General features: G+C 42.1%; 17 protein-coding genes. 9 read left to right on the top strand and 8 right to left on the bottom strand.

From position 1 onward, the window contains the following. Window positions 1-43 precede the first annotated feature (43 nt). The gene (locus I3249_RS00670) at window positions 44-943 is read left to right on the top strand and encodes a sulfite exporter TauE/SafE family protein (RefSeq protein WP_238068044.1); all 900 of its coding nucleotides are present in this window, start codon (window positions 44-46) and stop codon (window positions 941-943) included. 107 nt (window positions 944-1050) lie between these two features. Here I3249_RS00670 and I3249_RS00665 read toward each other — a convergent pair whose 3' ends face one another. Beyond that, the gene (locus tag I3249_RS00665) at window positions 1051-2205 is read right to left on the bottom strand and encodes a DEAD/DEAH box helicase (RefSeq protein ID WP_102091784.1); all 1155 of its coding nucleotides are present in this window, start codon (window positions 2203-2205) and stop codon (window positions 1051-1053) included. A 290-nt stretch (window positions 2206-2495) separates the two neighbouring features. Then, complete coding sequence (locus I3249_RS00660; protein WP_057760416.1) at window positions 2496-2711, bottom strand: cold-shock protein; 216 nt, start codon at window positions 2709-2711, stop codon at window positions 2496-2498. A gap of 446 nt (window positions 2712-3157) precedes the next feature. Here I3249_RS00660 and aroQ point away from each other — a divergent pair, with 446 nt between their 5' ends. Both aroQ and I3249_RS00650 read left to right on the top strand, forming a co-directional pair. Next, window positions 3158-3694, top strand: coding sequence for a type II 3-dehydroquinate dehydratase (gene aroQ / locus I3249_RS00655; RefSeq protein ID WP_238068043.1), 537 nt, complete (start codon window positions 3158-3160; stop codon window positions 3692-3694). A 123-nt stretch (window positions 3695-3817) separates the two neighbouring features. Then, window positions 3818-5119, top strand: a complete 1302-nt coding sequence (locus I3249_RS00650) for an AarF/ABC1/UbiB kinase family protein (protein WP_238068042.1) — start codon at window positions 3818-3820, stop codon at window positions 5117-5119. Between the two features lie 33 nt (window positions 5120-5152). On the opposite strand, the gene I3249_RS00645 is transcribed toward I3249_RS00650, so the two are convergent. After that, complete coding sequence (locus I3249_RS00645; RefSeq protein ID WP_057760421.1) at window positions 5153-5983, bottom strand: ion transporter; 831 nt, start codon at window positions 5981-5983, stop codon at window positions 5153-5155. 317 nt (window positions 5984-6300) lie between these two features. Between I3249_RS00645 and I3249_RS00640 the strand changes: the two genes are divergently transcribed. Next, a complete protein-coding gene (locus tag I3249_RS00640) occupies window positions 6301-7050 on the top strand; it encodes a YebC/PmpR family DNA-binding transcriptional regulator (protein ID WP_102091781.1) in 750 nt (249 codons plus the stop codon). A gap of 74 nt (window positions 7051-7124) precedes the next feature. Here I3249_RS00640 and I3249_RS00635 read toward each other — a convergent pair whose 3' ends face one another. Both I3249_RS00635 and ftsY read right to left on the bottom strand, forming a co-directional pair. Then, complete coding sequence (locus I3249_RS00635; protein WP_238068041.1) at window positions 7125-7691, bottom strand: methylated-DNA--[protein]-cysteine S-methyltransferase; 567 nt, start codon at window positions 7689-7691, stop codon at window positions 7125-7127. A gap of 54 nt (window positions 7692-7745) precedes the next feature. After that, window positions 7746-8657 (bottom strand): signal recognition particle-docking protein FtsY, encoded by a 912-nt coding sequence (gene ftsY / locus I3249_RS00630; RefSeq protein ID WP_227526712.1) that lies wholly within the window; start codon window positions 8655-8657, stop codon window positions 7746-7748. A 771-nt stretch (window positions 8658-9428) separates the two neighbouring features. Here ftsY and I3249_RS00625 point away from each other — a divergent pair. From I3249_RS00625 to I3249_RS00615, 3 genes are all read left to right on the top strand, one after another. Next, window positions 9429-9578 carry a hypothetical protein gene (locus I3249_RS00625; protein ID WP_238068040.1) on the top strand — a complete coding sequence of 50 codons (150 nt, stop codon included), beginning with the start codon at window positions 9429-9431 and terminating at the stop codon, window positions 9576-9578. Window positions 9579-9643: 65 nt separating this feature from the next. After that, on the top strand, window positions 9644-11140 hold the full coding sequence (locus I3249_RS00620) for a pitrilysin family protein (RefSeq protein ID WP_238068039.1): 1497 nt from the start codon (window positions 9644-9646) through the stop codon (window positions 11138-11140). Between the two features lie 67 nt (window positions 11141-11207). Further along, on the top strand, window positions 11208-12785 hold the full coding sequence (locus I3249_RS00615) for a pitrilysin family protein (RefSeq protein WP_238068038.1): 1578 nt from the start codon (window positions 11208-11210) through the stop codon (window positions 12783-12785). Window positions 12786-12931: 146 nt separating this feature from the next. Here I3249_RS00615 and I3249_RS00610 read toward each other — a convergent pair whose 3' ends face one another. Continuing rightward, window positions 12932-13507 carry a hypothetical protein gene (locus I3249_RS00610; RefSeq protein ID WP_238068037.1) on the bottom strand — a complete coding sequence of 192 codons (576 nt, stop codon included), beginning with the start codon at window positions 13505-13507 and terminating at the stop codon, window positions 12932-12934. Between the two features lie 268 nt (window positions 13508-13775). Beyond that, entirely contained in the window at window positions 13776-14723 is a 948-nt protein-coding gene (locus I3249_RS00605) for a D-Ala-D-Ala carboxypeptidase family metallohydrolase (protein ID WP_201607294.1), read from the bottom strand. Between the two features lie 284 nt (window positions 14724-15007). Here I3249_RS00605 and rodA point away from each other — a divergent pair, with 284 nt between their 5' ends. Together rodA and I3249_RS00595 are read left to right on the top strand one after the other, a co-directional pair. Next, the gene (rodA, locus tag I3249_RS00600; RefSeq protein WP_057760433.1) at window positions 15008-16150 is read left to right on the top strand and encodes a rod shape-determining protein RodA; all 1143 of its coding nucleotides are present in this window, start codon (window positions 15008-15010) and stop codon (window positions 16148-16150) included. 828 nt (window positions 16151-16978) lie between these two features. Continuing rightward, entirely contained in the window at window positions 16979-17593 is a 615-nt protein-coding gene (locus I3249_RS00595; protein ID WP_101205034.1) for a septal ring lytic transglycosylase RlpA family protein, read from the top strand. Window positions 17594-17755: 162 nt separating this feature from the next. On the opposite strand, the gene radA is transcribed toward I3249_RS00595, so the two are convergent. After that, window positions 17756-19192, bottom strand: coding sequence for a DNA repair protein RadA (gene radA, locus I3249_RS00590; protein WP_102094543.1), 1437 nt, complete (start codon window positions 19190-19192; stop codon window positions 17756-17758). Window positions 19193-19296: the final 104 nt, after the last annotated feature.

Raw genomic sequence — 19296 nt, 5'->3', positions numbered from 1 at the left:
GAACTAGCAAGTTCGCCCTTTACCATTCTTAGGAGACGCATTCATGACCATCGCTTTACTTGTGGCGGCATTACTAATGGGATTCTTTGGTTCACCGCATTGTTTAGGCATGTGTGGCGGTCTTGTGACCGCGTTTGGTCTGTCTATGAAAGATGTCAGCCCCGCCAAACGTCGTGCTTTGGTGGCCACGTATCATTTTGGGCGTTTAACGAGTTACGCATTATTGGGTTTAATTGCAGGGCTAATCGGTATTACCGTATTAAAGCCATTGATGATGGGTAATAGTACACCGCGTATTTTATTAGGATTGGTACTGGTATTCGTCGGTGTGACGATGCTTGGTGCACCGTTTTTGACCAAGCTTGAACGTTTTGGTATGCGCTTTTGGCAGTATCTTAGCCCATTGCGTCAAAAGGTATTTCCACTTAATACTTTTCCGCGCGCATTAACAGCAGGGTTGCTTTGGGGCTTTTTGCCTTGTGGTTTGGTATATGGCGCTCTACTAATTGCGGTCGTTGCTCATAATCCATTAAGCGGTGCTGCGTTGATGTTTGTCTTTGGTCTAGGAACCATACCGATGTTGGTTGCGACGCATGAAACAGTCGGTTGGCTACGTGATAAGATCGGACGTTTTCGCTTAAGGCAGTTAAATGGTGCGGTTATGGTCATATCAGGGTTGGCAGTAGCAGTCGTGCCGATGGTCATGGCAAATATGCATGGCGGCCATGGTGAGATGAATCATGGTAGCCACACTGCTATGATGTCTGATATGGACTCTCACGACATGAGCCAAATGAATCATGATACGGATATGGCAGCAGACATGGATCACAACATGCAGGATATGGACGACCATATGGATCATAGTATGAATGACATGAGTGATGAATCAGTGGACATGAATCACCATGAGCATACTGAGATGATGGAACACACTCAATAAAGTTATCGGTAACAGATACTATTAACACTTAGCATATAAAAAAGCCCTCAATACCATTTTCGATATTGAGGGCTTTTGCTTATTAAATAGTGCTCAGTTTATAGCAATTATTCCTGCCACTGCTCAAGCGTAAACTTGGTTTCTAAATGCTTCTCTAATGCCGGTATATTAAAAGCATCATCCTCACTCACAAAGCTGATACTAATACCTGTCTGGCCCGCACGGCCCGTACGTCCAATGCGATGCACATAATCATCTGGCTGATCAGGCAAAGTAAAGTTAACCACATGACTGATATCATCGACATGGATACCGCGCCCTGCTACATCTGTCGCCACCAAGATAGACGCGTGACCATCTTTAAAGCGCTGTAAGTATTTCTCACGTTTTTGCTGAATGACATCGCCCGAGAGCATCACGATATTATGCGCTTGACGCAGTTTGTGATATAGACGCTTTACTTGATCTTTGCGATTGGCAAAGACGATGACTTTCTCTACTGCTTCATCACTGATAATACGCTGCAAGGCGTCCAGTTTTTGATCTTCTGTCAGCAAATAAAAATGCTGATCTACTAACTCGCTGGTCTTGTGTTCAGGCTCAATTTCAACAAACTGAGGCTCATGTAACCAACGATAGGCTAAATTCATCACATCTTGGTTAAAAGTTGCAGAAAACAGCAAGCTTTGACGATCGGTATTGGCAGGCATTCGACCAACTAGGCGTTTGATATCAGGAATGAACCCCATATCTAGCATACGATCGGCTTCATCGAGCACCAACACCTCTACTCTATCTAGATAGACCATGCCTTTGTTAGCAAGATCAATTAGACGGCCAGGCGTCGCTACCAAGATATCAACGTATTGACGTTCAAGCTCGTGCTGCTGAGTTTCATAGTTAGTACCACCCATAATACAAACACTATGTAGCGAAGTATATTTGGTTAATGCAATGCAGTCATCAAATATTTGCTGAGCCAATTCGCGAGTTGGCGCCATGACCACAGCGCGCGGCTCACCAAGATAGCGCTCTTCGTCATTAGTAAATGGACGCTTAAGCAAGGCTTCCATAATAGTCAGTAGAAAAGTCGCTGTTTTCCCTGTGCCCGTTTGTGCTTGTCCGATAGCATCTTGATGTGCCAATGTATGCGGTAGTATCTTTGCCTGAATGGGCGTCAATTCAGTAAATCCTAGATCACTTACTGCACGCAGGGTCGCTGTTGAAAGTGGCAAATCAGTAAACGTTGTAAAATTGCTCAAAAAAATATCCTTTTAAATGAATTGCTTGTATTTTATTAATTATAAATAGGTTCAAAATCAACCTTTATAGTGTCAAATGTAGCGTTTAAATCGTAATCAGTAAAAGTAGCCTTATCGAGTCTGCCAACTACCATCAGACATATAGGCATAAAAAAAGCCAAGCCCAAATCCAATCCTACCAAATATGCTGCAGTTCACTCAACATAGGTAAGATAAGATGGGCTTGACTCAGTAGTATATCAGTAGTTTGTACAGACATTATAACTAAACCGCTTTAATGTCTGAGTAAATTACTCTTCTATCTTTCTGACTTCTTCAGCTTGCAGACCTTTGTCACCTTCTACTACGCTGAACTCAACTTTTTCGCCATCCTTTAGAGAACGATAGCCATCACCCTGAATCGCGCGGAAATGGACAAAAATATCTTCTCCGCTGTCACGTTGAATGAAACCAAAGCCTTTTGAGTCATTAAACCACTTAACGATACCTTGCTCACGAGCTGACATAATATTACTTCCTAAAAAAGTCCGCTTAGCCCTAGCTTCCTTTGCGACATTGCATATAAACAGGGTCTAAGATTATGAAATCAAAAATTAAGAGTATTACTACTCTACTTATCATCGTCTATGCAGTACTTTAATTACCTACATAATACTTCCATAACGAATTTGCTAAACGTCCTTATCGTCACGAAACTTGATGATAGCAACAAACTTGCAATATTTATTGCATAAAAAATATCATAGCACGGGTTTTTAGCAACATAAAGACTTTTAATATGCTTTTTGATATCTAGATAATTTTTTTAGACAAATTTTTATAACCCAGCTGACAAGCTGTTATGATAAAGAGCAAAATGCGTTGAAGCCAATTTAGCTTGGCAGCTCGCGCCTTAAATTATTCATATATTATTATAAATTATTAACATCGCTCAATAGTTACCGAGACCATTATGACCTCCTCTACTCCATCAAAAACAGCCAAACAATCGACTAACGAAAATTCAAATCAAATACTGACTTATAAATTACTACTGGTAAACGGCGTAAATTTGAATTTACTAGGTAAACGGGAACCGCATATTTATGGTCATACGACACTTGCTGATATAGAAAAGCAACTAGTTGAGCGCGCCGCACGCCACGGTGTAGAGTTAATATGCATACAGTCCAACCATGAAGGTAAGCTAGTAGACGACATTCAGCATCATGGATTATTGGCGGATAAATCTGCCCAAATTGACGCTATTATTATCAATCCGGCTGCATTTACGCATACTTCAGTGGCTCTACGCGACGCGCTATTGGCCACCCAAAAGCCATTTATAGAAGTACATTTATCCAATGTTCATGCCCGTGAACCTTTCCGTCATCATTCATATCTAAGTGACGTTGCGGTCGGAGTCATTTGCGGCTTGGGACAATTAGGCTATCAAATGGCGCTTGATTACTGGTTGAGCAATATGTATGCAGTTGACACAAACAAATGATATGACTGTGCTTACTTTTTTGTAAATGATTACTCGCGTCTTCACACATTAGTCAAACAGTAATCTTGCAATTAAAATAATAGAATTACGACTGAGCAAACAACCCATTATACGGTGACATGAATGGCAAAATCGTCCGGAAAACGCTTTATGAAACTCGCTGGCATGACAGCGAGTATTGCTGGCAAAGCCGCTAAAAACTCATTTAAGCATCTCTCAAGTGACGAAGAAAAACGTCTGCAAGCTCGCTCAGATCTGATGCAAGACGTGGGCGTTCAAATTGCCGAAACGTTGGGTGAGATGAAAGGCGCAGTGATGAAGGTCGGACAGATTGCTTCACAATATAAGGATGTGTTCCCGCCTGAGGTTGCGTCAGCGCTCGAAAAGCTACAGAAAGATGCGCCGCCAATGCCATATGCGCAGATACGAGCTCAAGTTGAACGCGAACTGAAAGCGCCAATCTTAGAATTATTCAGCGAGTTTGAAGAGACACCCTTTGCCGCAGCATCTATTGGACAAGTGCACAAAGCGACGTTGCCATCGGGTCAAAAAGTGGTAGTCAAAGTCCAGTATCCTGATGTTGATGAAAACTGTGATAGCGACCTCAAACAAGTACGTATGGCATTAAAAATCGCTGGCGTGCTCAATATGAGTAAGCAACTACAAGAGCAGCTTTTTAATGAGATTCGCCAGAGCCTGCATGATGAATTGGACTATGTCAAAGAAGCTCATAACTTACGAGTATTCGGCGCTTTTCATGCAGAAGATGAAGGCCTTATTATTCCCAAAGTGATTAGCAGCCATTCTTCTAGACGGATTTTAACGCTGACCGAAGAGATGGGAGAGACATTGACTGTCGCTGCGACATGGGACAATGACGTCAAACAAAAAATAGCAGAGCGCCTATTTCATTTTACCGCAGGGCAGCTATTTGGCTTATACCGTATGCACTGCGACCCTCATCCAGGTAACTTTGCGTTCCGTCATGACGGCAGTGTCGTGGCATATGATTTTGGGGGTATCCGCAGTTATAGTGATAGCGAAGTGCAGCTATTCAAACGCTTTGTCAAACATGCGCTAAGAGGTGACGTCACTGCACTTGAACAGGATTTGATTGCCCTAGATATTCGCCGCGAAGATGATAAGAACATCCCTGGTGAGTTTTATGAAAAGTGGCTATCGATTGGTCTAAAACCTTTATCTATTAGCCCGTATCAAGAAGGTTCATTTGATTTTGGCAGTAGCCAAGTCCATCACGAGGCAATTGCACAGATGCGTACGTCTTTAAAGTACTTTGGTCAGTTTCAACCCTCAGCCACCACTATGATGCTAGATCGTACTGTATCAGGACAATACTGGAATCTGGTCAATCTAGGCGTCGAGATCGACCTGTCTCCACTGGTTGATGAATACATCGATGCGTAATATATTCATGTACTTTCACGATTAAATCTATCTTTAGATATGTAGCGCGTGTCCACAACGATCGCAAAAGTCTGCCCCTACTGCATGGCCGAACTTACCACAGTTTGGACAAGTCACTGGGTTAAGTTGTGGACGCATGTTACGTGCTAGCTCTGATGTGAAAATACCTGTTGGTACCGCAATAATCGAGTAACCTGTGATCATGACCATGGTTGCAATTGCTTGCCCAAGCGGTGTCTTGGGTGACATATCACCGTAGCCAACCGTCGTCATGGTGACAACTGCCCAGTAGATAGACAGTGGAATACTGGTAAATCCATTCTCCGGCCCTTCTACCACATAAATAATCGAACCAAAGATGGTTACCAATAATACAAGCGATAAGAAAAAGACCGTGATTTTCTGCTGACTGGTTTTTAATGCAGACGCCAAAAACCCAGCCTGTTGCATATAGGCCTTGAGCTTAAGAACACGGAACACACGTAAAATACGTAATACCCGTATCACGAGTAGATACTGTACGCCTACAAACATCAGGCTCAAATAACTTGGCAATACAGACAGTAAATCTACTATCCCAAAGAAACTAAAAGCATAGCGTAAGCGGTTGGGTGCTGAAAACAGTCTTAACGCATACTCAATGGTAAACAAAATGGTAAAAAACCACTCTGCATAAAAGAACAACGTCCCATACTGCAAACGCATATATAGCACACTATCAAGCATGACGACGGCCACACTGGCTAAAATTGCAATCAGCAATACAATATCAAAGAGCTTACCCAGACGAGTATCTGTGCCTTCAATAATGATATGCGTACGGTTACGCAAGTGTGTAAGAGCTTCGGCGGTTGGTTGCTTCATAGAATCAGTACTTTATAAAATCAATGGCTTGATAGCACGCAATGACTTAAAATGTGATGGATAAGGGCAAGTTGGTCAAAATAGCTAAAACTGGTTTATAATATCGCTCACCTATCACAGTGAATACAATCTATAAGTTGCCACAGTGTAGCAAAAAAGCACTCTCAACAACATACAAATCGTTAACGTGCCAGTAGCGCTACTACCTCAAATAGACAAAGTAATGATAGTATAAAACCAGGCAATCAGATATCGAAGGTTGTTGTTGATCACTTTTTTTACCCATAAAAATAGTACGTAGAACTTAAGGATGTTATATGGCAGGCCATTCAAAATGGGCAAATATTAAACACCGTAAAGCCCGTCAGGATGCAGTAAGGGGTAAGATATTTACCAAGATTATTCGTGAAATCGTTTCAGCTGCCAAACAAGGCGATCCCGATCCTGACAAAAACCCACGCTTACGTGCCGTTATCGAAAAAGCCCTATCCGTCAATATGACGCGCGATACGATTAATCGTGCTGTCGACCGTGGTACAGGTGGCGGCGATAATGAGAATATGGAAGAAGTCAGTTACGAAGGCTACGGTGTTGGTGGTGTGGCCGTATTGGTCGAAACCATGACAGACAACCTTAACCGTACGGTCAGCGAAGTGCGTCATGCTTTTACCAAAAATGACGGTAATCTTGGCACATCAGGCTCAGTGGCGTATTTATTCACTAAACGTGGCGAGATCACTTTTAACGATGTCAGCTTAGAAGATGAAGTGATGCTCGTTGCACTAGATGCGGGCGCCGTTGATATCGAAAATGATGGTGAAAGCTTACTCGTTATTACTGAATGGGAAAGCTTCGGTCAAGTCCAAGATGCCCTTAATGCGGCTGGTCTTATTTCTGACAACGCCGAAGTCACTATGTCACCATCTACCACGGCTGAGATCGACAATGTTGATGATGCTGAAAAGATCATGAAGATGATCGATATGCTAGAAGATGCTGATGATGTACAAGAAGTTTATACTAACGTGAACTTCTCTGCTGACGTCATGGCTCAGCTTGAAGCATAAACTTATTAATTGTTCAGTAAAAAGGGCCAGATGCTAAAAGTATTTGGCCCTTTTTTATTAAGATAGATTTAGTTTTACGTCCAACTTCCTTCTAGTGCTAGTAAATACTCTTTTTTATCTAGTCCGCCTGTATAGCCACCGAGCTTACCGTCGCTTGCAATCACTCGATGACAAGGCACGATAATGCTAAAAGGATTTTTGCCATTGGCCTGCGCGACCGCACGGAATCCCTTTGGACTGTTGACACGCTGCGCGAGTGTGGCATAGCTGATGGTTTCGCCGTACTCAATACCTTGTAGTGCCTGCCATACTCTTTGCTGGAACTCAGTACCCATAGAGAAGTCTAAAGGCAAATCCAATGTCTTACGTTTACCATCAGCATAGTCTTTGAGTTGGAAAATCGTTTCCATTAATAATGCTTGAGCAGGCTCACTCATGCTTAGGCTATTTTTATCTATAAATGTAAAGTCTTCATCTGTCAGGCCATAGTACTTTTTAATTTTGGGTACAGATTTTGAACTATGCCATGAGTTACCTGCCAGCAGCCAGTTGGCTTCAACTAGCATAGGTTGATCATGCTCATTGACACGAGCAATCAGTGTTAATCGATGTGACCCAAAGGCTGCTGTGGTAACTATCATAGCGTCTACTTCCAAATTATCTCAAAAATGATTTACCAATTAAAACTGGCTCTCTTATTCTTTATCGTCGGTCTCGAACAAAGCGGCGACAAATTGTTTCGGACTAAAAGAACGCAAGTCATCAATCGACTCACCCACACCGATATAGCGGATAGGCACATCTGTCGTTTCGGCAATATTAAATACCACACCACCTTTAGCAGTACCGTCTAGCTTAGTAATAGTAATACCTGTCAGTGGCACAACTTTATTAAACAGTTCGACTTGGTTGATAGCATTTTGACCCGTGCCAGCATCTAGCACAATCATACCTTCATGCGGGGCACTTGGATCCGCTTTACGCATGACACGTACGACTTTCTCCAACTCTGCCATTAAATGTGTCTTGTTTTGCAGACGTCCCGCAGTATCGGCGATAAGCACATCGATATTTTTTGCTTTGGCTGACTGCATTGCATCAAAAATGACAGAAGCGCTGTCAGAACCATGACCTTGCGCCACTACTGGAATATGATTGCGCTCGCCCCAAATCTGTAACTGCTCAGTAGCTGCCGCACGGAACGTATCGCCCGCTGCCAGCATGACTGATTTGCCTTCACCTTGTAGGCGCTTGGCAAGCTTACCAATCGTTGTGGTTTTCCCTACGCCATTGACCCCTACTACCAATATAACAAACGGCTTTTTGCTAGTATCAATCACCAATGGCTCAACTTTTGGTGTAAGGATATCAACCAACTCACTTTGCAATGCTTTATATAGAGAGTGTGCATAGATCAAGTCACCACGATCTGTCTGCTCGGTGAGGCTCTTGATGATACGGTTCGTCGCGTTGACGCCAATATCGGCTACCAATAGCTGATCTTCGACTTCTTCTAATAGTTCGTCATCAATCTCCTTACCACCGATTAAGATACTGACCATGCCTTCGGCTAAGTTTTTGCGTGACTTACTGAGGCCCGTTTTCATACGGTTAAACCAGCTGCCCTTTTTCTTATTTTCTTTTGTCTCTTCTGTCTCTTGTAAATCTGTAGCAGACTCTTTGGTAGTAGATGCCTGTGCGTCACTGTCAGCCACTGGGTTTACACTTGGTGTATCACCCAATTGCTCTTGCAACGGCATAGTAGGAATGGTCGACGCAGTATTAGTTTGACTTGTAGCGGCTGTCTCTGTAGCGCTTGAAAAGCTTTCAGAATTGCCTTTAGGGACGTTATGCTCTTCTGTCATGACAATTGGCGTAGCCAAAGCAATATTGTCCGCAGCATCATTACTAGTGACGTCTTGGTTTACCGTACTGTCCTTTTGCGGAGCAACACTCTCTGTTTCATCAATAATGGGCACAGATTGCACCGGTAGACTGGGTAAGGTAATATCATCGTCATCTAAGTCGTCAAGACCAGTATCAAGGTTAATGACTACGCGGTTGCTATTGTTTGGGTTGTTCATAAGTTTGCCCTAAAAGTTATCACAATCAATTATTTGTTTATTGTTAATGGATTTGCATATTGTCATCTGGCTACGAGCGACATGACATCTAATTTTGACCTATTTTAGCATAATTCAAGTCATGCTCAGCCCTTACCCTATTAGACTATCGTCAAAATTTATCTGTTTAAAAAATCACTCGATGATTTGAGAAAGTTTTGCTTAAGGTTTAGACACAAAATTCTGACCTGTTACTTGTCAGACTTCGCCTACTCTACCAAGACTTATTCGATAAATACGTATTAGGAATCCGTTATGTCATTATTCTCTAAGCACTACAAAAAAACCAGCAGCATCAGTGTGGCTGTTTTATTAACGACGGCTATATTGGTAACAGGTTGCACCACGACGCAAGAGTTCAGACCGACTGCTAGCGTTATGGTTGGTGCTCAGACCTCTTTGTAATGTCTTCTATCGCTATGATTATCATCTAATTCTTCTATTATTATTTTATATAAGTAGACCATACCATGCCATTGTCTTTACCTCTAGCAGCTGCGCCATTACGCATGGCTTGTACCTTAGCAGTAGCAGCGTCACTTGCTGCATGTCAAACCAATACGATGCCTACTAACTCTGCAACCGCGACAAGCTCAATCGCAACCGATAGCTTGGCTCAAAATATGTCAGATGAAAATAAAACGAGCAAAGACACACAGCCGTCTGAATTGACAATGGATATGTCAGGTCGACATGAATATCAGTTAGAAAATGGTCTAAAAGTCGTCATAAAAGAAGACCACCGTGCCCCAGTCGCTATGACACAAATCTGGTACCGAGTGGGCTCAGCAGATGAGCCTCTTGATAAAGGTGGTATCTCTCACTTACTCGAGCACATGATGTTTAAGGGCACGACCAACGTTTCTAGTGATGATTATGAGCGGCTAATTGCTAAGTTTGGTGGTGTCAATAATGCCTTTACCAGCTATGACTATACCGGATACTACGAGCTGTTCCCTGCCAATCGTATGCCGTTAGCGCTAGAGCTTGAAGCAGATCGCATGAAAAACCTTATATTCGATGACAAAGAATTTGCTAAAGAGCATCAAGTCGTTATGGAAGAGCGTCGCCAACGTACTGATGACAATCCCCTTGCCAAAGCGTATGAGTCGTTTCGTCTGCTGGCCTTACCTGATAGCCCAAAAGGCGAATCTGTTATTGGGCCTATGAGCGAGCTAGAATCGATTAAACTTTCAGATTTAAAAGACTGGTATAAGACATGGTATGCACCAAATAATGCAACGTTAGTCATCGTCGGCGACGTGCAACCACAAGAAGTACTTACTCAAGTCAAACGTTACTTCGGTGATTTAGAAAAAAGCAACCTACCCAAACGTACCTCTGTGACTCAAAAAGGCTTCCGTGGTTATCAAAAGGTAGACTCTGAGCAAGCCGTACAAGTGCCCGTTCTACTGATGGGTTACAACGTACCAAGCCTTGCAACGGCAGGCTCAAACAATGAAAAACAAGCTTATGCCCTTTCACTTGCGCAAGATGTGCTAGATGGCGGCTTATCTGCACGCTTAGAGAGTCGACTGATACGTGAGCAAGGTATATTGACGACGGTTGGTACTTCTTACGACTTGCTAGATCGCGGTGATGGGCTGTTTTTGATTCAAGCAACACCGCGTGAAGGCGTCAGCTTAGAGCAAGCACAACAAGCTATAACTTCGGAAATAGAAAAGCTAAAAACCGATCCTATTGCCGATGACGAGATCAGTCGCGCCAAGACCAATACGGTTACTGGTTTGATTTATGCACAAGACAGCATGGAAGGACAAGCACGTATGATAGGCTCGTTACAATCTATCGGTCTAGATGACAGACTGCTTGCTAAACTGCCAACTAAGCTCGATGGTATCAGTGTGGCTGATATTCAGGCTGCTAGTAAAAAATATTTGGTCAAGGACAACTTAACGGTGATGCATGTCGTGCCACCTAAAGACAATAGAACCCTAGCGAAATAGTCGCTATATATTATCAAACGTCTCATAAAAATGGCCATAACACCGTATTCTTAATAAGAAGAAACTCATGATTCAGAATAAATACGACTCTAAAGCAAAACAAGAATTTTTTAAGGCTGCTTCATCCTCTATAAGAAGCACTATCGCATCTAAAAAGGGATCTTATCTCAGTGCTAGCGTAATTTTTGCTTTTGGTATCTTGGCTACTACTGCTCAAGCTGATACAACAGCTGCTGAAGATTACCGCTCACCTGCTGCAGTCGATGCAAGTGCGCCAATTGCTGCTCTATCTAAACTGACCAGCTTAGCCGATGACAAACCTTTAAAAGTCACCGTACCGACCATTCAACAGTTTAAGACCAAGTCTGGCGTACCTGTTATGTTTGTACAAACGACCACCTTGCCAATTGTCGATGTTGATTTGCGTTTTAATGCTGGTAGCGCGCGTGATGGTAGTATCAAAAAGGATGGTTTTGGTATTGCGAATATGACAGCGACGATGCTCGAACAGGGCTCAAAAAGCCTAGATGAAAATGCATTTACTCGTGCAGTGGAAACGTTGGGCATCAATCTAAGCAGTAGCGCCTATAAGGATATGTTTATTGTTTCACTGCGTAGCCTATCTGATGATAAGCATCTCCTGCCAGCCATTGACTTAATGACACAGATGGTAAGTGAGCCTACGTTTGACGAGCAAGTTCTAGCTCGCAATAAAGCAAGACTGTTGGTAGGCCTGCAGCAACAAAAACAAGATCCCAATAGCCTAGCAAGTATCGCTTTCAATGATGCTTTGTACGGTACTCACCCTTACGCGCATCCATCAGTCGGCACGCTAGAAAGCGTTCCTACGATTGAGAAACAACAACTGATAGACTTTAAAAACAAATATCTGGTAGCAGCAAACGCGTCTGTTGCTATGACAGGCAACCTGACATTAGAACAAGCCAAAAAACTGGCAGAAGACATCACTGCTAAATTGCCTACCGGCCAAGCTGCCACTGATTTACCTGAGCCGAAACCGCTTACCAAAGCGCAGCACGTTCATATTCCATTCCCAAGCACTCAAACCACTGTACTCATGGGACAGCTAGGTAGCAAACGAGCTACCGACCCAATAGCACAGCAGCAGCAGACCAACTTTGCTGTTGGAAACGAAGTCATGGCAGGCAGTGACTTTAATGCGCGACTAATGACGGAGGTAAGACAGAACCTCGGCTATACTTATGGAATCTCGGGATCGATGAATCCGATGCTCTCTCGAGGTCCCTACCAGATTGGTTTTTCAACACGTAATGACAAGGCGCGTGCGGCCATTGATGCAAGCTTAGCGGTTATCAATGAGACGCTGGACAAGGGTATCACCACTGAGGAGATGCGCTTAACTACAGATAATCTGAAAAATAGCTTCCCGATGGGATTTGCGAGCAATGTAGGTATCAATAGCTTACTTGGAATGATGAATTTTTACCAATTACCGAATAATTACTTAGCTGACTATACCAATCGCATTGATCAAGTCACACTTTCAGAGGTCAATCAAACCATGCGAGATACGCTAAAGCCTGATAACTTTTTAATAGTTACGGTTGGGCAAGAAGATCCTTGGAAAGAAAAGAAAGTGGTAGAAAAAACCAGTAAGAAATAAATCGCTAGGAAGCAATATTAGAAATAAGCGTTATCAATCCAATGGACGTATTATAAATGGTAAAAAATACTACTCATAATATGTCCATTAATATTTGAACGGCTATAATCTTTAAATAAGAAGTGAAATATTAGGAATGCTTAGTATTAAGAATACTTGGCATCAGAAATTTTTAGCGTAACATCATAGACAAAATGCTCAGGCTTATGGGTAGCCCCGTTATAGCTCAAACGGATAACATGCTTATCATAAGACGTCACTTTATAATTACCATTGGCAAAGTTATGTAGCGTCGGCACAATTAATAGCGCTTCTATTTGACGGTTATCTACTTTAACATTGAGGCGCTGACCCTCTCGCGGATATAAGAAATAATCACAGTAGTCATTTACCATGACCTCTGATATACGTTCGATAACCTGATTACCTGTTTCTTCTTGAATTAATTTTGGACAGACATCAGAGCGCTTAGAGGCTAAACGAGCATAAGAGTTCTTGATACTATCTTCTATCTCTTTAGAGCTTTGTATATGTCTATCAGCTTTATCCGTCACTATCATATTGTTTTCATAGGACATCTCTGTACTACACGCATTAATCAATAATACCGACATAAGTGCAGAAGTAAACAAAGCGCCATACTTATAGTTCGAGTGCAAAAAACTTTGCTTCTCGTTATTTAATTTATGATAGTTTTTCATTGTCGAGCGCTGATTTTTCATAGTTTTCGCTTAAAGTAAATTTGGTGGTTTTCTTTATAAGCCATGAAAATATAAAGGCGATTGATAACAGATATTATTAAAGCATAGTTTTTAAAGACCAAACAAATTTTCAATGAACTCATGCATCTATCCTATGAATCCTACCAAATAACTACAAAATTATTATTTTTAGTAAACACCGGAATAGTATATATAAAAATGAATATATATCTAGCGTTATCTCGGCTAACTTTATAATTATTTGAATTCTCGATTCTTAATAAATCAATTAATAGCGGCAAGAAGAGGAACTACTAGCGTGATTGAACCCCCACTTACGATAACCATCAGTATCTAAATGAATAGCCCCTGTCGCATATAATCCTAAGCCAAAGTTATAAGGCTGTCCTTGATACTGCCAAAACTGGCATAAGCCATCATGCATGGTACTCAAGCGCCATAGATTGTCTTCATACTCAGGTACCCAGATATCGATAGCACTTGCATTCATATGCTTACTACCGTCTGCCCCGCCTGCACAATCGTTCAAACCTGGGTTACGATATACCGAACGTATCTCACTGCTGAGTGGTAAAATGCCTTGGTTTTTCAACTCACTATAAAGGCGTAATGTTGGTACAATGTTAGACCATAGTTCTTGAGGCGGCAATTGATACGGCTCATACCCACATTTACTCCAACTACGGGCAGTCGTCAGCAGTTGAGACAATGGCGGTACATTCTGTGATCCGACTCGTGCGCTAAGATAGCGTTCATACTCTGCTACTTGTCTGGCACGATAACTATTGCTATTTAACCATGCATTAAAGTCCATATTCATAGAATCGTTATAAGCACCATTATAGGTGTTGTTTGCTGTACTATAAGTAGTACCGCGTCTCACTACATTCACACGTTTGTTTTCTTCAATGGACAACCTAGCATCAATCTCGAAATCACGCTGTTTTTGTACAATCAAGTTTTGCATACTGTCGCTATTTGATGCGTTCGCACCACTCAACATGGTAACACCAGGACGCTGATTTGAGCTGTTAGTAGAGGGCGTTATATACGCATTACTGTTATTGCTTGTACTGCTACTTTGACGTATTTGAATACGGCGTTCACTATCATCACTGATGATAACGGCATGAGCACTGACACTGCCAGCACATAGGATAAGGGTGATAATAGGTTGGCAAATTTGCCTATACGCATGGATTTTTGATTTTATCATTGCAATAAACTACCGCTAAAAACGTTTTATCGATACTATCAAATTTTCAACAAGCAGGCTAAACTATCGCTTCTAATTTGAAGTCCAATATTGATAATTAACACTTATCCTTACAACTTTTATAATTGAGTGACTTTATTATTATTTGTGAATGATATAGCCATCGCGTGCTCGCATACTTTTATTAAAGTCGGTACTTTTAAGTACGCTTCTCATCATTATTTACAATGAGATAATTTAGTTAGTACTTCCCTCCTACACCAATTGTTAGCCAAATTCTGCCTATGTCTTCTAACCCGCAATATCGTTTTTCACGTCAAAGCCATCATTTGGGTCAAGGTCACGCACCGACACTATGGCAACGTATTCATATCGACCCATGGTTAACTTTACTGTTATTGACGGTTTGTTGTATTGGTCTGACGATTCTATACAGCGCCGCCAGCCAAGATATTGGTATGGTTATTCGCCAAATGGTCAGTTATGGAGTGGCATTCGCGGTAATGTTTACCATGGCGCAGATACCGCCCAGTCTCTATCGTACTTTTACGCCCATATTTTATGTCTTAGGACTTATATTATTGGTATTGGTAGATATTATCGGTGAAGTACGTATGGGTGCTCAGCGCTGGATCAATTTGCCTGGGTTCGGTAGTGTGCAGCCTTCAGAGTTTATGAAGCTTGGTATGCCAATGATGTGTGCTTGGTTTTTGTCTAAGCGTGATTTGCCACCGTCAGCATCTAGCATTGCTATTACCTTAGCATTGATCATTGTACCGGTGCTATTAATTGCTAAAGAGCCTGATCTTGGTACGTCGTTACTGGTCGCTGCTAGCGGCATATTTGTGCTTTTCTTAGCAGGCCTCTCGTGGCGATTGATTTCTGCTGCTGTAATTTTGGCTGTACCGTTTATTGCTTTTGCTTGGAACTTTTTACTCCACGACTATCAGCGTACGCGAGTATTGACACTCCTTAACCCTGAAGCAGATGTGCAAGGCGCTGGGTGGAACATCATTCAATCAAAGACAGCCATTGGCTCTGGTGGTCTTACTGGAAAAGGCTATCTAGAAGGCACGCAATCACACCTACATTTCCTACCAGAAGGCCATACTGACTTTATTATTGCCGCCTTCTCCGAAGAGTTTGGTTTACTCGGTGTGATGCTACTGATGTTCATTTATTTCTGCCTTCTTTCACGCGCCTTATATATCGCTTTCACTCATCCTGATGTTTATAGTAGATTGTTGGCTGGTGCTATCGCTATGTCTTTCTTTGTTTATATATTCGTCAATGTCGGCATGGTTGGCGGCATTTTGCCTGTCGTAGGTGTTCCACTACCATTTATTAGTTATGGGGGTACGGCTATCGTGACTCTGATGGCAGGATTTGGCTTGCTCATGTCTATCCATACACATAAATCTGGCTAATTTGTATCAGATACTTTTTATACAAATCAACTTTCGAGTAAGTCGTTCTGATGATTATGGTAGTACCATTAAGATAAATTGTTTTGTACTACTAATGATTTGATAAAAGACAATGAGCCATAGCGCGAAGAAGAGTTTTATTCTTAGCGCTATGGCTTTTTATTTTAATGGTTTTATATAATGTATGTTCGTATAGATAATAATAGTTACAAACCTGAAATAATTGTTCGTTTTAGCGCCCAATATTTTTACTAGAAAATTGACGCAATTTCCGATATTAGTTAACCACCCATAAGTCTAGAAAGATTTTATTCCTTGTTTTTTACAAAAAATTGCGTTAACCTCGTTTTACTGTACTCTGATACATAACCCGTACATAGCTACTAATAAACTTTGCATTTAAATATATTTAGGTTGTAGCGTAGCCGTATAGTTAGCATCTTGTAGATTCCAGACTTTCAAATACACTACTTAATTAACGGTTTGATAACATAGCGATACGCGATGTCCTCTGAACCTTTTATTAACGTAGCATTCTAAAGAAGTTTGTATATCGCACATCATGTAAATACAACATATAGTGACATTGTCACTCAGTCCTGATTTTGGACTTTGTATTCAATGCTTATCGCTAACTATCATTTGAGCGTATCGTCAGTCACTTTAGCTCTACTTCTGCTGAACACTGATGATAATGAAATGAAAAATTACCATATATTAATATCTATAAGAGCCACGCATTAATCAATATGAAAACAATACATTAATGCCATGCTCAATCTAAAATATTTAGAGTTAGGTTTTGATGTATAAGTTATAGAGGTATTTATGAACAAGCGTTTATCTGGTTTACTTACAATGTCAGCAATGTTATTTGCTGGCTCTGCAGTCGCTACCAATGCAAATGCTGTAGAAGCAAAGACCACACTTGCTATGATTTCGCAAGATAACGCCTCCCACATTGACCGTGTACTTGGTGAATTAAGCCGTCAACATGATGGTGCATCAAGCTTGGTAAAATCAGCCCGTCAGCCGACTTCATTGGCACTTAGCAGCTCATTGTTAGCCAATGATACGACACAAGTTACCAATGATGAAGATGTATTAGAGCGCTTAACAGCTGTTGCTTCTAACTCTGTCAGTAAGTTCAAGCAGACTGGTCTTGCGTCTTGGTATGGTCGTAAGTTTCATGGTCGCAAGACTGCCAGTGGCGAAACTTTTGACATGAACGGTTTAACTGCAGCGCATCGCTCATTACCATTAAACTGCTATGTCAAAGTCACTAACAAGACCAATGGTAAAAGTGTCGTGGTAAAAGTGAACGATCGTGGCCCATTCCATGGTAACCGTGTATTAGACTTATCTTATGGTGCTGCCAAAAAACTCGGTATTACGAGTAAAGGTGTGGGTAACGTTGCTATCGAGCGCGTTGCAGGACCTTAGGTTTAGGTATCGGTTTTAGAGACCAATAATATTGCTAGCCTATATAGCAAAAAAAGCCTAACTAATAATTAGTTAGGCTTTTTTTATGGTTTATATTTATCGTTCCAAACTAATAGTAGCGACTGAACTACTCAAAACGAAGTACTATTAGTTCCATATATCTTATAACTCAAATGCGCTTTCGATGGCATCATCAAGACGCTCAACAGCAATCACATTGATACCTTTGAACTGAGGCGCGTCCTTAGCAGGTGCATTGGCCTTTGGAATGATGGCATGTTTAAACCCATGTTTCATCGCTTCTTTCAAGCGTTCTTGTCCGTTAGGTACTGGGCGTATCTCGCCCGATAGACCCACTTCACCAAATACTGCTAATGAAGATGGTAACGCCCTCTCTTTAATACTTGAAGCACAAGCCAACAGTACGGCTAAATCAGATCCCGTTTCTATGACTTTGACGCCACCAACGACGTTGACATAGACATCTTGTCCACTGGTATGTATTCCGCCGTGACGATGCATCACTGCTAGTAGCATGGATAAACGTTGGAAGTCTAAACCCAGCGCCATTCTTCTAGGTGAGCCTTGTGAATCATCTACCAAGGCCTGCACTTCTACTAATAGCGGCCTTGTTCCCTCACGACTGACCATGACAACTGACCCAGCAACAGGTTTGTCATAACGACTTAAAAATATCGCTGATGGATTGGCGACTTCTTTGAGCCCCATATCAGTCATACCAAAGATACCCAGTTCGTTAACCGCACCAAAGCGATTCTTGACCGCACGAATCATACGAAAACGCGAGTCAGACTGGCCTTCAAAATAAAGCACGGTATCAACCATATGCTCCAATACTCGCGGACCCGCTAGCGTACCTTCTTTGGTCACATGTCCTACTAAAAATAGTGCCGTTCCCGTTTGCTTAGCATAGCGAGTCAAAATCGCAGCAGACTCTCTAATCTGACTGACACCACCTGGCGCAGAGTTGATAGCGTCCGTATAGATAGTCTGAATAGAATCAATAATAGCGATGGCTGGCTGCTCTTGCGTTAATGCAGCGCAGATAGTTTCTACGTTAGTTTCGGCCAGTACACGCAGTCTATCAGCAGGCAAGTCTAAACGTTTGGCTCGCATGGCCACCTGTGCAAGTGACTCTTCACCCGTCACGTATAATGCACTACCCGCTAGTGAATCCGCCCGTGCCATATTGGTCGCCGTTTGTAGCAGAATCGTTGATTTACCAATACCTGGATCACCACCGATCAGCACCACAGAACCTGCCACTAGGCCGCCGCCAAGTACGCGATCAAACTCACTGATACCGGTTGGTAGGCGTGTGTCGAGCGTCACACTTACTGCGTTAAGCGGCATGACAGCACTGTGAGTACCGGAATAGTTACCAGCTGGCGCACTGGTACCACGAGTAGCAGCTCTAGCGTTATTGGGCTTAGCAGTGCTCTTATTGTGATGTGGCATGCTGACATTTGGGGCTTCGACCAAGCTATTCCATTCCCCGCAATCCGTACACTGTCCAGCCCATTTACCAAAATGCGCGCCACAATGCTGACAGACATAGCTGCTTTTATTTTTTGCCATAGCTTATAAGCCTTATTCAGAGGATCAATCGAGAATAATGAAGGTAATAATGTCACGCTTTATAAGCGCTGATTCAAAAATATTTGTCATGATAAGTCAGCCTT

Origin of the sequence: Psychrobacter sp. Ps1, from assembly GCF_022129425.1 — a bacterium.
In the GTDB taxonomy this organism is placed as follows: domain Bacteria; phylum Pseudomonadota; class Gammaproteobacteria; order Pseudomonadales; family Moraxellaceae; genus Psychrobacter.
The sequence above is the reverse complement of the archived record's forward strand: the minus strand, read 5'-3'. Positions and strand labels throughout refer to the sequence as shown.

Bases quoted from the DNA above. Each gene is read 5' to 3' on its own strand.
- radA (WP_102094543.1), bottom strand. From the start codon at position 19,192: ATGGCAAAAAATAAAAGCAGCTATGTCTGTCAGCATTGTGGCGCGCAT.
- ftsY (WP_227526712.1), bottom strand. From the start codon at position 8,657: ATGAAAACGGGCCTCAGTAAGTCACGCAAAAACTTAGCCGAAGGCATG.
- I3249_RS00650 (WP_238068042.1), top strand. From the start codon at position 3,818: ATGGCAAAATCGTCCGGAAAACGCTTTATGAAACTCGCTGGCATGACA.
- I3249_RS00640 (WP_102091781.1), top strand. From the start codon at position 6,301: ATGGCAGGCCATTCAAAATGGGCAAATATTAAACACCGTAAAGCCCGT.
- I3249_RS00610 (WP_238068037.1), bottom strand. From the start codon at position 13,507: ATGAAAAATCAGCGCTCGACAATGAAAAACTATCATAAATTAAATAAC.
- aroQ (WP_238068043.1), top strand. From the start codon at position 3,158: ATGACCTCCTCTACTCCATCAAAAACAGCCAAACAATCGACTAACGAA.
- I3249_RS00625 (WP_238068040.1), top strand. From the start codon at position 9,429: ATGTCATTATTCTCTAAGCACTACAAAAAAACCAGCAGCATCAGTGTG.
- I3249_RS00670 (WP_238068044.1), top strand. From the start codon at position 44: ATGACCATCGCTTTACTTGTGGCGGCATTACTAATGGGATTCTTTGGT.
- I3249_RS00595 (WP_101205034.1), top strand. From the start codon at position 16,979: ATGAACAAGCGTTTATCTGGTTTACTTACAATGTCAGCAATGTTATTT.
- I3249_RS00645 (WP_057760421.1), bottom strand. From the start codon at position 5,983: ATGAAGCAACCAACCGCCGAAGCTCTTACACACTTGCGTAACCGTACG.
- I3249_RS00660 (WP_057760416.1), bottom strand. From the start codon at position 2,711: ATGTCAGCTCGTGAGCAAGGTATCGTTAAGTGGTTTAATGACTCAAAA.
- rodA (WP_057760433.1), top strand. From the start codon at position 15,008: ATGTCTTCTAACCCGCAATATCGTTTTTCACGTCAAAGCCATCATTTG.
- I3249_RS00615 (WP_238068038.1), top strand. From the start codon at position 11,208: ATGATTCAGAATAAATACGACTCTAAAGCAAAACAAGAATTTTTTAAG.
- I3249_RS00635 (WP_238068041.1), bottom strand. From the start codon at position 7,691: ATGATAGTTACCACAGCAGCCTTTGGGTCACATCGATTAACACTGATT.
- I3249_RS00605 (WP_201607294.1), bottom strand. From the start codon at position 14,723: ATGATAAAATCAAAAATCCATGCGTATAGGCAAATTTGCCAACCTATT.
- I3249_RS00620 (WP_238068039.1), top strand. From the start codon at position 9,644: ATGCCATTGTCTTTACCTCTAGCAGCTGCGCCATTACGCATGGCTTGT.